The organism is Pseudomonas sp. MYb327 (assembly GCF_040438925.1).
In the GTDB taxonomy this organism is placed as follows: Bacteria; Pseudomonadota; Gammaproteobacteria; order Pseudomonadales; family Pseudomonadaceae; genus Aquipseudomonas.
The window spans coordinates 922,370-935,530 of record NZ_CP159258.1 but is presented as its reverse complement, the minus strand read 5'-3'; the positions used below and the strand labels follow the sequence as shown (position 1 = coordinate 935,530).

Below are 13,161 nucleotides of genomic sequence, written 5' to 3'. Positions count from 1 at the left end.
AGGCTGAAGACAGAAGCGCTTGCGTTCCTGTTGGCGCAGGCTTACTGGCGATAGCGATCTTACGGACGCCATCGCCGGCAAGCTGGCTTCTACAGGTTGTTCCTGGTCATGATCAGGCGGGCACGGCGTCGAGCATCAGGCGCTGGCGCACCACGTCGACGAGTTTGTCCGGTTGGAACTTGGAGAGGAAATTGTCGCAGCCGACCTTCTTGACCATCGAGTCGTTGAAGCTGCCGGACAGAGAAGTGTGCAGCACCACATACAGGCCGCGCAGACGCGGATCGTTACGGATTTCGGTGGTCAGGCGGTAGCCGTCCATTTCCGGCATTTCGGCATCGGTGAACACCATCAGCAGCTTGTCGGTCATGTTCACGCCGGTATCGGCCCAGGCCTTGAGCATGTTCAGTGCCTTCAAGCCATCGCTGGCGATGTGCATCTTCACACCCAATTGACCGAGCGTGTCGCGCAATTGCGCGAGGGCCACGTTGGAGTCATCGACCAGCAGCACCTCTCGGCCACGGGCGCGCTCCAGTACCGGATCGTCGAGTTTTTCGCGGGAAACCTTGGCGTTATACGGGACGATTTCAGCGAGGACTTTTTCGACGTCGATGATTTCCACCAACTGATCGTCGACCTTGCTGATGGCCGTCAGGTAATGCTGGCGACCGGCACTGGCGGGCGGCGGCAGAATCGCTTCCCAGTTCATGTTGACGATGCGGTCGACGCCACCGACCAGGAATGCCTGCACCGAGCGGTTGTACTCGGTGACGATGATCGTACTGTTGGGACCGGGTACCAGCGGACGCATGCCGATGGCCTGGGACAGATCGATTACCGGCAACGTCTGCCCACGCAGGTTGACCACCCCGCACACGAACGGATGGCGTTGAGGCATCAGGGTCAACTTCGGCAGTTGCAGAACTTCCTGAACTTTAAACACGTTGATTGCGAACAATTGCCGTCCGGCCAGCCTGAACATGAGAATTTCCAGGCGATTCTCACCCACAAGTTGCGTACGTTGGTCTACCGTATCGAGAATGCCGGCCATTAATGACTCCTGCTCTTGTTCTGTTGAATTCGCTGATAGGGGGTTATCGGCAGTTTTTGCCGGAGCTTGACCCCGAGCAAAATGCAACGCCTCAGCATTGATGTCACATTAACATCATGCTTTACTGGCGCTGTGATTTCATCTGCTACATTCTCTCTGGCGCGACCACAACGTTCGCGTTAGGTTCCGCTGCGTAAGGGAATCCCTTACCAACAATCAGGCGCAACCTGATATTCGCAATATCCAATAGCCATTAATGTGACGCCATTCTCATTGCATGAATGGAGTCAGGCTTTTGTGTGCGATCGCAGGTAAGTGGCCACCCACCCTCTCAAACTCCCCCGCCTGCTTTCTTGCCGGCCGGAGCGCGGTCTCACGACGAAACAGTTACGTCGGGACGCAGACCGTCCTCGTCGACACACACGACATTCCCTCATTAGTCATGACGTTGTGGAGATAAGCATGCCGAACAATCGTAACGAATGGGCAAAGCGGGTCCCCGAATTTCTCGTCGAGGCCGAAACACTCCTGGCCAAAACCGAGGAATGCCTGAGTCATTTGCAATTGATCAGCAATGACAAGGATGCCATCGACTGCATGCTCAGCACCCTCCTCAAACTCGCCAATAAAGCAGACGCTCTCGCACTGGCGGCTGTTTCAGAGTTTTCATTGCACATTCATGGCCTGCTGAACCATGCGCAGAATCACATGGATCTGCACGACGAAGCCCTGAATGCGTTGAAGGATTGCCTTACATTGATTGCCTGGCAACTTGAGCTCATTGATCAGAAAACCGGCCAGCTCAGCCTAGACGAAAGCGAACAGACCACGCTGATCGAAGCCTTTGCCTTTCAAGTGGGACAAAATCAGTTTCAGCCACCGGTTCATTCCAAACCTTTCACGCTTGTGACTTATGCCGAACGGCAGGCTTAAAAATACAGATCTGAGTCGTAGTGCATTTTTTATTGCGATATTTGCACCCAAACTTGGTCAAGCGCATGTCGCAATTGAATAACTCATATCCAACCACGACAACGCTACACAAATAACTATTCCTTTCGGGAGTTGGACTCCCTGTCTTGCCTAGGGTTTAACCTGGCCAAAAACCCCATTTACAGCGACTGAAACCACACTTTGCAAATGTGGAACCTTCGTCCAAACATGTATTTACTGACTCCACGGACATCTATCACAAGCGCGACCAACGGTATCTTAGGTGTTATCATGCCGCCCATTAGTTGACGTCAATTAATGGCAATGTGATTGTCAGGGCTGCAACCCGATCAAGATCCAGGCTGGATGTCTCATACAGAAGTGCGACCCGTTGAAGTCGATGCAAAACACTACAAAACATAGGCCTGTCAGCCAGAAAGACCGGTCTGCCCGCAGCGCACATCCATTGGCTCCATCCGCTATGTACGCCAGCCTCAAGTCCATCGCCACGTGGCCACCCTCCCGAGAAAACGCCCGTCGGTTCACGCTTTTGCTGTGTGTCTGTGCGACGCTTGGCAGCTTGTTGGTCTACAGCCTGTCCACTGCCCTGCCTCTAAGCCTGTTGATACTCGACATTGCGGCTTTGAGCTGCGTTTGGGTGCAGTATCGTCTGTCACGCAAATCAATAAAATTTCAGCCCCAAGAACTGGCCGACCGCTTGCTGGAAGTTCAGGAAAACGAACGCCATCGGCTCAGCCGGGAACTGCATGACGACATCGGTCAATTGCTGACCGCAGCCAAACTGCAAAGTGACTGGCTCAAGCGACGTATGCCGGAAGAACTCCAGGAACAATGCTCGGTGCTGTGCGACACCCTCGAAGAAACCCTCGCAAAAGTGCGTGATGTATCGGCAATTCTCAATCCCCGGCAACTGGCCAGTCTTGGACTTGAGGCGAGTTTGCGTGCGCACTTGCTCAAAACGTTGTGCAACACGCCCGTGCACTGGAGCCTGGAATGCCATCAGCGCCTGACCGGCATTCCCGAAGAAATGGCAGTGGCGGCCTTTCGAATTACCCAGGAAGCAGTCACCAACATATTGCGGCACGCCGAGGCGAAGAACCTGTTGGTCTGCCTGCAGCGTTTACCAAAAGGCCTGTCGCTGATGATCAGTGACGACGGCCAGGGATTTGCGCCCGTCACTGACCCCGGTCGCGAGGGTCAGCGCGGAATGGCCGGGATGTCTGAACGCATCCAGCAACTGGGCGGCACCCTGACCGTTACCAGCGAACCGGGCAAAGGCACTCAAATCGAAGCTCTCTTCCCTTGGGCGCCCCGTGCGTTCGAACGGGCCAGTACGAATAAGGTTATGCATTGACTTGTAACTTACTTCTGGTGGATGACCACTCGCTGATCAGGGCTGGCGTGCGCGCCCTGGTGATGGACCTTCCTGGCTACGCGGTTATTGGCGAGGCCAATGACGGCTCGCAATTGCTCGCGATGGTCGAGCATCTGTCTCCGGATATCGTGCTGCTGGATATTTCCATGAAGCAAACCGGTGGTCTTGAGGCTTTAACGCAACTCAAGCGAATCCGCCCGCAGAGCAAAGTGCTGATCCTGTCGATGCACACCGATCCGGCGCTTATCATGCAGGCGCTGGAATCCGGCGCTCATGGCTATCTGCTAAAGGACACCACGGCCACCGAACTGGAACATGCGCTGGAAGCCTTGCGCAACAACGAACGCTACCTGAGCCCGGCCATCGCCCACACCGTCATTACCCAAGCGCTCACCCGGCAAAAAAACCAGTCTGAATCCGCCGACTCACACAACCTCACGGCTCGTCAGCTGGAAATTCTCCGGTTGATCGTTCGCGGCAAATCCACCCGGGAAATCGCCAACGGCCTTGGCCTGAGCGTCAAGACTGTCGAAACCCACCGCTCGCAAATCATGAAACGCTTGCAGATTTTCGATGTGGCTGGCCTGGTGTTGTTCGCAGTTCGCGAGCAGATCATCAGTCTGGACGACTGACGAGCTCAGTTGCACTCAACAACGGCGAGCGCTCAGGCAAATGCACCAGCAGCGCTGCCGGCCTCGCCGAGAACCGCAGGCTGTCACCCTCCAGCGGTTCGCCATCGAGATTGATGTAAAGTCCTTCGGAAACCTTGATCTCGACCCAGGGCAACCGCGCCCGCACGAACATATTGTCGATGCCAAAGCCGTCAGCCAGCAGGTTTTTCAAAGTGCCAACCAGCTCCTGCGGAGCCGGTAAAATACTGACATCAAGCAAACCGTCGTCAGCCAGTGCCTGTGGACACAACACATGACCGCCGCCAGCCTGTCGGCCATTGCCGATGCCCAGGGCCAGCAACTCACCACTCCACTGAAAATCCGGCCCATGCAACTCGCCATACGCCGCGTGCAACTCACTGAAACGTGACAGTCCGGTAAACAGATAAGCCGCGCCGCCGAGCACCTTTTTCAAGTCCTCGGACGTGTTAGCAGTGACTTGACTGCCAAACCCGCCGGTGGCCATGTTCAGAAATATCTGTCCGCCAACCTCTCCCAGATCAATGGTGCTGGGCGCAACATCCAGTAGATCCAGTGCCTGGGCAGGCTCCAGCGGAACACCGGCAGCGCGCGCAAAATCGTTAGCAGTTCCCAGCGGCATCAGCACCAAACTGGCCTGCGTCGACTTCGCAGCCATGGCTTCGGCGATGTCACGCACAGTGCCATCGCCGCCACCAGCAATGATCCGACTGTATCCTGCCGCCAACGCCTCATCCACCAGCCGCTGTGCGTCCCCCGCCTCCCAGGTCACTCGAACAGCCAACTCCCAACCTTGCTCGCGTTTGCTTTCGACAGCAGTGCGGACTTCCTCGTTAAGCGCCTGCTTGCCATGCAAAATCAACAGTGCCTTGCGTTCGCTCATCGTTGTCGCTCCCGAATTCGAATGACCTATGGGAGATGTTGACCTCAGCGCACCCAATAAAAGCCGCAGGAAATTGAATTATTTCGAGCTGGACGGTGTTGCGTCCTACACGTCAGGATTTTTCTTACAAAACGTGAGGAATCGGCTCAATTGACCAAAAAGTGTGATTGGTACACTTTGGTGCCCACGGTTTTCAGTCATCAGCAGGACAAACACAAGGACGTGCCATGCAAAGCCATGACCTCAGGCTACCGATATTTCCGGTCGTACCGCTCGCAGAGAAACGGGCCAATGATCAGGCCGAACTCAAAAACAGTGCAAAACCCAATGGAGAAATTGATATGGAACCTCGCGTTGTTGAGTTGGAAACACACCTCAAGTACATCCGCAGAGACATGGAAGAAGTTCGCAGCGACGTCAAGACCATCAAACACCGACTGGCCTATTCCGCCGGAGGAACAGCCGTCGTTCTGGGGCTGCTGGGCTGGATCGCCAATAGTCGTTTCGACCAGCTCGTGACACTGCTCCTGGCTCACTGATCAGTTACCACGCAAAAGCCCGGTTCACACCGGGCTTGCGTGACATGACGACTAGAAGAATCAGCCCAGGACTTCGCTCAACGGTATGAAGTACACGCTGTCACCCTCAACCAGCGTGCGATCCTCCAACACTTCAACCAGTCCATCAGCCCAGGCAGCGCTACGCAGCACACCTGAACTTTGATTTTTGTAGATGATGGCCCGGCCATTTTCCAGACGACCACGCAAGTACTCGCGTCGATTTCCGGCTTTCGGCCAGTCGAACCCTGCCGGTACTTGAACCTTCAGCGGCTCCACCTCTTTGACACCTTGTCGACGCAAGAGATAAGGCCGAGTCAACAGGGCAAACGTCACCAGAGTCGATGCCGGGTTACCCGGCAAGCCAATCACCGGCACACCGCGAAAGTGTCCGAATGTCAGCGGCTTTCCGGGTTTGATGGCGAGTTTCCACAACGCAAGCTCACCCTCTTCCCGCAAGGCAACGCCCAAAAAGTCAGCCTCTCCGACCGAAACGCCGCCGGTTGAAAGGATCAGGTCGACATCCTTCAGCTCGCCGAGGCGCGTGCGCGTAGTGATCAGGTCATCCGGAAGAATACCGGCGTCGACCACCTCACAACCCAAACGCTGCAGCCAACTGCAAAGCAAAACACGATTGCTGTTGTAGATTTGCCCTGGCCCAAGGATTTGCCCAGGCTCAATCAATTCATCCCCGGTCGACAGAACCGCAACGCGAACCTTTCGGATCACGTCCAGCTCGGCGCAACCCAGTGAGGCCGCTAGCCCCTGTTCGATCGGCCCAAGGCGCGTACCCGCAGGCAAAATCGTTTCACCGACAGTGGTTTCCTGGCCTTGTGGGCGGATGTTTTGACCAACGACCATGGTTTCAGTGAAACGCACTCGCTCATCCGGCTGGACTTCGGCGTTTTCCTGCATCTCGACGCAATCGGCACCGGCAGGCACAGGCGCCCCGGTAAAGATTCGTGCGCAAGTGCCCGCCTGCAAGGGCTCGGGCGCCTGGCCGGCAAAGACCTTCTGACTGACGACCAAGGGCTCGCCGGCCCAGTCAGCCAAACGCAAGGCATACCCGTCCATGGCGCTGTTGGGCCACGGCGGCAGATCCAGCGTCGAGATCAGGTCATCAGCCAACACACGTCCCTGAACCTGCGCCAACGACAAGCGCTCGCGCTCAAGAATTCGTGAGGTGCCTGCCATTTCCAGCAGACGCGCCAGCGCCACCTCGACCGGCATCAGACTGGCGGTCTTGCCCGGCTTACCCGCGGGATTCACAGGGTGCCGCCTGTTTCAGGTGTGTTACGAAATTGCATGGCCGATGGCGCGAATCCAGTTGTTCGGAAAGAATGCCATCCCAACCGGTACGTACAGCATTGGTCGAACCCGGCAAGCAACAGACCAACGTGCCGTTGGCCAGACCGGCCAGTGCGCGGGACTGAACCGTCGAGGTGCCGATGTCCGCCACAGAGATTTGCCGGAACAGCTCACCAAAACCATCGACTTGCTTGTCGAGCAGGCAGCTCACCGCTTCCGGAGTGCTATCGCGCCCGGTAAAACCGGTACCACCCGTGATCAGCACCACCTGAACGACCTCGTCGGCAATCCAGTTGGCGACTTGCGCGCGGATTTTGTAGAGATCATCTTTAAGCAACACCCGGGCAGCCAGGTTATGGCCGGCCGCGGTCAAGCGGTCGACGAAGACCTGGCCTGAGGTATCGGTTTCCAGAGTGCGGGTGTCGCTAACCGTCAACACCGCAATGTTGAGCGGTGCAAAAGGTACATCAGCCTTGGCTTTCATAGGCTCGTCCAGTTGTATGAGAAACAGCCCGGTGTTATATCACAGCGCCCCGTTTTTTCGCCGCCCCCATGGAGACTTGCCATGACCTCAAATACAGACTTGCCACCCTGCTCCATTCTGCTCCTGGCAGGCGGGCGCGGCCAACGAATGGGTGGTCAGGACAAAGGTTTGTTGGAATGGCACGGCAAGCCGTTGATTGCACATTTGCATCACAAAACACGCCCGTTAAGCGACGACCTCATCATCTCGTGTAATCGGAACCCGGAAAAATACGCGCCGTACGCCGACCAATTGGTTCATGACGACGAGGGCGACTTTCCGGGACCACTGGCCGGCATTCGTGCAGGCCTGAAAGCGGCTCGCCACCCGCACCTGCTGGTCTTGCCTTGCGACGTACCGCGCATTGATGCCGCCCTGCTTGCCAGCATGCGCGAAGGCGCCAGCCAACACCCCGACAAACCATTGATGCTGCGCCATGATGATCATTGGGAACCCTTGCTCTGCGTGATCCCCGTGGCACTTCGTGCTGAATTCGAAACTGCCTGGAACGATGGCGAGCGCAGCCCGGGTCGAATCATGCGCAAGCTCGGTGCGATTGCGTTGCAGTGTCCCGATAATGACCCACGTCTGGCGAACCTTAATACTCCGCAATTGTTGGGCACGCACTACACTACGTAAGACTGCTAGAACCGAAGGAACTTGCACGCGCTGTTTACGTCTCAAGCTCCGTAACCAAAAGAATTAATCTCGGAGACACACCCATGACTCAACGGACCCTGGCCACTTTCATGCTCGCACTGGGCCTCGCCACCCTCGCCGGTTGCGCATCGCCGACGGTGATCACCTTGAATGACGGTCGCGAAATCCAGGCCGTCGACACGCCAAGCTACGATCAGGATTCGGGTTTCTACGAATTCGAACAACTGGATGGCAAGCAGACTCGCATCAACAAGGATCAGGTTCGTACCGTCAAAGAGTTGTAATCTTCGCGGCTTAAAACGGACACATAAAAATGCCCCGACATGTCGGGGCATTTTTTATCTGAAACTCGAAAACGTTAACCTTATGGGTTTGGCTCTTTGGCTAATTTATCTACGCGAGTCAGCCCTTGCGTAGCTTCAGTGATGCATTTTTCATCGTCATTGTTCGCACGAGATGCTTCAGCGCTGGCCTGTAATCGTTTGATTTCTGAGCTGGCGTCTGCGGAGGTAGCTGGCAGGCTGGTGACTTTATCCTTGAGCTCCTGGAGCTTGATGGTGCAGAGATCGTGTTGTTGCGAGGCGAACACGGGAGAAGCCAACATTGCAGCGCAAATGCACATTCCAGCAAAAGCAGTACGTTTCATGGGTGTCTCCTTGAACGGAAAGTCTCGGTGCTGCCAAGTGATCTGACAGCTATGCCGAGGTTGACAGCCAAGTTCGCAAGGCCTGTTCAAGTGACTATAAAACAGCCCATAAATTCGAACTTTTTTACCAGACCAACTCATCATCGCGCCGTTTGATCGTCACCACTGCAGGGTGATCGCACTCTCAAACTCTCTTTCCTGTCCCGTAACCGGATCAACAAACTTCAAGCCTTGCGCCAGCAGTTTCAAAGGATTGGCGTAGTCATCCTCTACATCCTTGAGCGCATGCGGATAAAAAGGGTCGTTGCAGATGCTGGCGCCCAAGGCTGTCATGTGCACACGCAACTGATGCTTCTTGCCCGTCACCGGATAAAGCCCGTATCGCCAGAGATGACCGTTCTTCTCCCTGACCTCGACAGCCGTCTCGGTGTTACTGATGCCCGGCCCCTCCTGCATGCGGAAGAATGGCTCGCCATCGATTAGCCGACTCTTATGAACCAGTGGAAAATCCAGTTCAGGCAATGCCAGGGCAATAGCCTCGTAGCGCTTTTCGATTTGCCGCGTAGGAAACAACGACTGATAGGCCGAACGGCTTTGAGGGTTGGCAGAAAACAACACGAGCCCCGCCGTATGCCGGTCAATACGATGCAACGGCACCAGGTGCGGGTTGTCCAGTCGGCGGATGAGACGGCGCAGCAAGGTCTGCTCGACGTATTCACCCGCCGGGGTCACGGGTAAAAAATGTGGCTTGTCCGCCACGACCAGATGTTCGTCTGCATACAGAATCGACTCGATCACCGGGATCGGCTTTTCGTCTGGCACTTCACGAAAATAATGAATCCGCAGACCTTCCTTGTAGGGTAGATCAAGGGCAATTGGGACACCTTGTCCATCGAGCACCCGGCCGCGAGCGATTCTGTCCAGCCATTGTTCACGACCGACGGTACTGAAGTGATCGCACAGGCAATCGAAAACGGTCTGCCACGTACCAGGTGGCAAGTAGAGCGTGCTGGCCTGGCTATGCGCGGCAGAAAACGATGAAGTGGACATACAAAAGCTCTTACCCGAATGCAGAGCGGCATTATCCAACAGCGGCGAGAACGAACCTAGCGGAGAATCCTCACGCGGGTATTTGTGTGCGCGCCGCCGCCTCGGTGTATTCCTTGAGCCAGCGCAACACATCGACCGCCTCCCAGCGACCCGGGTCATAAAGCGCATACAACAAACCCTGATAACCCACGACATCCAGCTGCCGGTGATAGCCTGCGCGCTGGAACAAGGCTTCAATTTCAGCAAAGCAGGTATTGAAATGCAGTTTGTTGAAGGGCGTTTTTCCCTCCGTCACCAAGCCGTCAAGGCGCAATTCGGCGACAGCCTCGCGAACCACGTCCACGGACATCCGGTTCACGCTGCTTTTCAATTGTTCGACATTGACCACGATTCATCCCTCTGACGCCCGGAATTGCGCTGCTCCAACCCGAAACCAGCGGCGGCCAGGCAGCAACCCGGATAACTGTATGCGCATACAGTATCCAATCGCATCGGTTAAGCCAAGGGGATCAATCGCGAAGTTCGACGGGCGGAACACATCCACAGCCAAAATCGTTTAACGCAGGAAGGCAACCACTTCGTCGGCACTGAAGGGCCAACCCAGTTCCGCGCCGGTATCGACTCGGCGCAGGACCGGAATCCGCAGGCTATAGGCTTCGAACCATGATTCGTCGTCAGCGATGTCCACCAGCTCCACCAGCAAGCCGCGCTCGACAAACTCCATCAACATGGCTTCGGCCACTTCGCAGAGATGGCACCCAAGAGTGCCGAACAGCTGACATTCAGGAAGCATGAGCGCTCTACCAAAAAATTAAGTGCCTATTCTAGGCCTGCCCTGAAATGCCGTCGAGCCAATGAGACTCACTGCTAATCCTGGCTGACGGCACCGATCTTGTGCACCGACAAGTCGGCCCCGTAATACTCCTCTTCCTGGCTCAGGCGCAGACCATGCAACGCCTTGATCACGCCATAGACTGCGAAGCCACCAGTCAGCGCCACAACTACACCCAGTGCAGTGCCAATCAACTGACTGATCAGACTCACTCCGCCCAATCCACCCAATGCGCTCTGACCGAAAATGCCACAGGCAATTCCGCCCCACGCGCCACACAGACCATGCAGCGGCCAGACACCCAGCACATCGTCGATATGCCATTTGCCCTGCGCGGCAGTAAAGCACCATACAAACAGCGCCCCCGCGATGGCACCGGTGGCCAGTGCGCCCACGGGGTGCATCAGATCGGAACCAGCGCAGATCGCTACCAGCCCAGCGAGTGGTCCGTTGTGCAAAAAGCCCGGGTCGTTGCGCCCGACAATCAATGCCGACATGGTGCCGCCGACCATCGCCATCAACGAGTTCACCGCCACCAAGCCGCTGACTCCTTGCAGGGTTTGCGCGCTCATCACGTTGAAACCGAACCAGCCGACGATCAGGATCCACGAACCCAACGCCAGAAAAGGAATACTCGACGGCGCGAACGCCACCAGACGCCCTTCGCGATAACGACCGTTGCGTGGCCCCAGCAGCAACACCGCCGCCAGCGCCAGCCAGCCGCCCATGGCGTGGACCACTACAGAACCGGCAAAATCATGAAAGCTGGCGCCAAAATGCGCCAGTAACCAGGCTTGCAGGCCCAGGTTGCCATTCCAGATCATGCCCTCGAAGAACGGATAAATGAACGCCACAATCAATGCTGTCGCACACAGTTGCGGGACGAACCGGGCGCGCTCGGCAATGCCACCGGAAATGATCGCCGGAATCGCCGCAGCAAAAGTCAGCAGAAAGAAAAACTTCACCAGCCCGTAACCGTGATCGGCATTGATCACAGCTGCCGGTTGCATGAAAGTGACCCCGTAGGAAATCCAATAGCCTATAAAGAAATAAGCCAGGGTCGAAACGGCGAAGTCACTGAGAATCTTCGATAATGCATTTACCTGGTTTTTTTGCCGGACGGTCCCGACTTCAAGAAAGGCGAAGCCGGCGTGCATGGCCAGCACCATTACCGCGCCAATGAGGATGAACAACGTATTGGAGCTATGGACCAGACTGTCCACAGCGCTTTGCAGATTTTCCATGGATTTGGCAGACCTTAAGGCTGAAAAAAGCACCAAAGCAGTTCATACGGGCAATCCATGCACCAAGTTGAGACTTGTCAAATCGAGAAAGTCCCTCCCGATGAACCGCTTTGGAGCACAGGGTTCATCAAGGCCAATCATCACCAGGACATTTGCGCGGGTTTTGATTGTTTGAGTTAAGGTTTTACTGAAATCTTGCCCAGCAACAGCGCATGGGCGCGGGCTGACGCACCACGACACAGCAAAAGTTGTACCAGTCATTTGTACTGAACCTTCGCGCAAGGCTCATACTCGAACGCAACAGAAGCCACTTACGGAGATCACCAATGGCCAGCATCAAGGCAAAGACTGCTCAAGAAATCCTGATGACCGATTTTCAAACATTGGTCAGCGACACTGAACGATTGCTGGAGCACACCGCTTCCCTGGCTGGTGATCAAGCCGATGAACTGCGCGAACAGATTCACGACAGTCTGCTGCGTGCACGCGAAACCTTAAAATTGACCGAAGACTCTCTGCGCGAGCGTGGCAAGGCTGCCGTCACCGCCACCGAAGACTATGTACAGGCCAACCCATGGCAATCGGTGGGCATCGCCGCCGGCGTGGGCTTTCTCATTGGCTTGCTGGCAACGCGGCGCTGATTATGGCGATCGATGAAATCGGCTCGTCCGAGACGGGCGCAAGTTCCACATCGCGACGTCTGGGCGCCGCCTTTCTAGGTTTGCTGCACAGCCACGTCGAACTGTTCGGGATCGAATTGCAGGAGCAAAAGGCTCGCACCGTCAGCCTCTTACTATTTGCAGGTTTGGCCCTGGTGTTCGCGTTGTTGCTGTTGGTTGGATTGTCGACGCTGGTGTTGATCGTGTTCTGGGACACCTATCGCCTGCCCGCCATCATCGCACTCTGCGTGTTCTACACCCTCGCATGCGTGTTCTGCGGGATGCGCCTGAGAGCGGCAATCTTCGATGAATCGTCGCCCTTCCATGGCACTTTGGAAGAATTGGCCAATGATCGGGAGCGCCTGCTGCCATGAACCTGCCTGAACTGCCTCGCAACAGCTCCCGCACGGAAATGCGCAAGGCGTTGATTCGCTTGCGCATGGAAATGCACCGCCAGGAAATCCGCCACGAATCCGCGCAATTGCTGCGGCCCTTGCAGCGTGTTCGCGGGATGTCACAAAACCTGCAGGACGGCTTCGGCATCAAGCATGCCCCGCTATGGGGCATGGCCGCCGTCACCTTACTGGGTTTTCTTACGGGCAAGGGTGCAAAAACCGGCGGTGGGGTGAGTAGCCTCACCCGACTAGTCCGCCTGGGCACCACGCTGGGGCCGCTGATCAAACTGGTCATGCAGGGTTCTTCGAGCAAACACTAAGCCATCACAAGCTGGCTGCATTCTTGCAATACCTGCGGGATGAACCTCTTTATCGAG

Annotated in this window: 18 protein-coding genes; 9 read left to right on the top strand and 9 right to left on the bottom strand. The window is 56.1% G+C overall.

Annotation, left to right across the window (positions count from 1 at the left end; all coding sequences use genetic code 11):
* Window positions 1–112: 112 nt before the first annotated feature.
* On the bottom strand, window positions 113–1,048 hold the full coding sequence (locus tag ABVN21_RS04325; protein ID WP_339555963.1) for a chemotaxis protein CheV: 936 nt from the start codon (window positions 1,046–1,048) through the stop codon (window positions 113–115).
* A 462-nt stretch (window positions 1,049–1,510) separates the two neighbouring features.
* On the opposite strand from ABVN21_RS04325, the gene ABVN21_RS04320 reads away from it, so the two are divergent.
* The 3 genes from ABVN21_RS04320 (at window position 1,511) to ABVN21_RS04310 (ending at window position 4,009) form a co-directional block, all read left to right on the top strand.
* Complete coding sequence (locus ABVN21_RS04320) at window positions 1,511–1,981, top strand: hypothetical protein (RefSeq protein ID WP_339555964.1); 471 nt, start codon at window positions 1,511–1,513, stop codon at window positions 1,979–1,981.
* Window positions 1,982–2,462: 481 nt separating this feature from the next.
* Entirely contained in the window at window positions 2,463–3,356 is an 894-nt protein-coding gene (locus ABVN21_RS04315; RefSeq protein WP_339555965.1) for a sensor histidine kinase, read from the top strand.
* The gene (locus ABVN21_RS04310; protein WP_339555966.1) at window positions 3,353–4,009 is read left to right on the top strand and encodes a response regulator transcription factor; all 657 of its coding nucleotides are present in this window, start codon (window positions 3,353–3,355) and stop codon (window positions 4,007–4,009) included. The genes ABVN21_RS04315 and ABVN21_RS04310 overlap by 4 nt, the downstream gene beginning before the upstream one ends.
* Here ABVN21_RS04310 and yegS read toward each other — a convergent pair.
* Window positions 3,993–4,910, bottom strand: coding sequence for a lipid kinase YegS (gene yegS / locus ABVN21_RS04305; protein ID WP_339555967.1), 918 nt, complete (start codon window positions 4,908–4,910; stop codon window positions 3,993–3,995). The two genes, ABVN21_RS04310 and yegS, sit on opposite strands and share 17 nt — an antisense overlap.
* 227 nt (window positions 4,911–5,137) lie before the next feature.
* Here yegS and ABVN21_RS04300 point away from each other — a divergent pair, with 227 nt between their 5' ends.
* Window positions 5,138–5,449 carry a hypothetical protein gene (locus tag ABVN21_RS04300; protein WP_339555968.1) on the top strand — a complete coding sequence of 104 codons (312 nt, stop codon included), beginning with the start codon at window positions 5,138–5,140 and terminating at the stop codon, window positions 5,447–5,449.
* A gap of 60 nt (window positions 5,450–5,509) precedes the next feature.
* Here ABVN21_RS04300 and glp read toward each other — a convergent pair whose 3' ends face one another.
* Entirely contained in the window at window positions 5,510–6,736 is a 1,227-nt protein-coding gene (glp, locus tag ABVN21_RS04295) for a gephyrin-like molybdotransferase Glp (protein ID WP_339555969.1), read from the bottom strand.
* Window positions 6,720–7,259, bottom strand: coding sequence for a molybdenum cofactor biosynthesis protein B (gene moaB, locus ABVN21_RS04290; RefSeq protein WP_339555970.1), 540 nt, complete (start codon window positions 7,257–7,259; stop codon window positions 6,720–6,722). Before moaB ends, glp begins: the two co-directional genes overlap by 17 nt.
* An 81-nt stretch (window positions 7,260–7,340) precedes the next feature.
* On the opposite strand from moaB, the gene mobA reads away from it, so the two are divergent.
* Window positions 7,341–7,937, top strand: coding sequence for a molybdenum cofactor guanylyltransferase MobA (mobA, locus tag ABVN21_RS04285; RefSeq protein ID WP_339555971.1), 597 nt, complete (start codon window positions 7,341–7,343; stop codon window positions 7,935–7,937).
* 83 nt (window positions 7,938–8,020) lie between these two features.
* Complete coding sequence (locus ABVN21_RS04280; RefSeq protein ID WP_034151329.1) at window positions 8,021–8,242, top strand: YgdI/YgdR family lipoprotein; 222 nt, start codon at window positions 8,021–8,023, stop codon at window positions 8,240–8,242.
* An 80-nt stretch (window positions 8,243–8,322) separates the two neighbouring features.
* On the opposite strand, the gene ABVN21_RS04275 is transcribed toward ABVN21_RS04280, so the two are convergent.
* From ABVN21_RS04275 to ABVN21_RS04255, 5 genes are all read right to left on the bottom strand, one after another.
* Entirely contained in the window at window positions 8,323–8,604 is a 282-nt protein-coding gene (locus tag ABVN21_RS04275) for a hypothetical protein (protein ID WP_339555972.1), read from the bottom strand.
* A 159-nt stretch (window positions 8,605–8,763) separates the two neighbouring features.
* Entirely contained in the window at window positions 8,764–9,654 is an 891-nt protein-coding gene (locus ABVN21_RS04270; RefSeq protein WP_339555973.1) for a pseudouridine synthase, read from the bottom strand.
* A 70-nt stretch (window positions 9,655–9,724) separates the two neighbouring features.
* Complete coding sequence (locus ABVN21_RS04265) at window positions 9,725–10,042, bottom strand: transcriptional regulator (RefSeq protein WP_339555974.1); 318 nt, start codon at window positions 10,040–10,042, stop codon at window positions 9,725–9,727.
* Between the two features lie 168 nt (window positions 10,043–10,210).
* On the bottom strand, window positions 10,211–10,447 hold the full coding sequence (locus ABVN21_RS04260) for a glutaredoxin family protein (RefSeq protein ID WP_339555975.1): 237 nt from the start codon (window positions 10,445–10,447) through the stop codon (window positions 10,211–10,213).
* A 74-nt stretch (window positions 10,448–10,521) separates the two neighbouring features.
* Entirely contained in the window at window positions 10,522–11,730 is a 1,209-nt protein-coding gene (locus ABVN21_RS04255) for an ammonium transporter (protein WP_339555976.1), read from the bottom strand.
* Window positions 11,731–12,056: 326 nt separating this feature from the next.
* Here ABVN21_RS04255 and ABVN21_RS04250 point away from each other — a divergent pair, with 326 nt between their 5' ends.
* Genes ABVN21_RS04250 through ABVN21_RS04240 form a run of 3 tightly spaced genes read left to right on the top strand, consistent with a single transcriptional unit; the run spans window position 12,057 to window position 13,104 of the window.
* Window positions 12,057–12,371, top strand: coding sequence for a YqjD family protein (locus ABVN21_RS04250; protein ID WP_339555977.1), 315 nt, complete (start codon window positions 12,057–12,059; stop codon window positions 12,369–12,371).
* A gap of 2 nt (window positions 12,372–12,373) precedes the next feature.
* On the top strand, window positions 12,374–12,763 hold the full coding sequence (locus ABVN21_RS04245; RefSeq protein WP_339555978.1) for a phage holin family protein: 390 nt from the start codon (window positions 12,374–12,376) through the stop codon (window positions 12,761–12,763).
* Window positions 12,760–13,104, top strand: a complete 345-nt coding sequence (locus tag ABVN21_RS04240) for a hypothetical protein (protein WP_339555979.1) — start codon at window positions 12,760–12,762, stop codon at window positions 13,102–13,104. Before ABVN21_RS04245 ends, ABVN21_RS04240 begins: the two co-directional genes overlap by 4 nt.
* Window positions 13,105–13,161 lie beyond the last annotated feature (57 nt).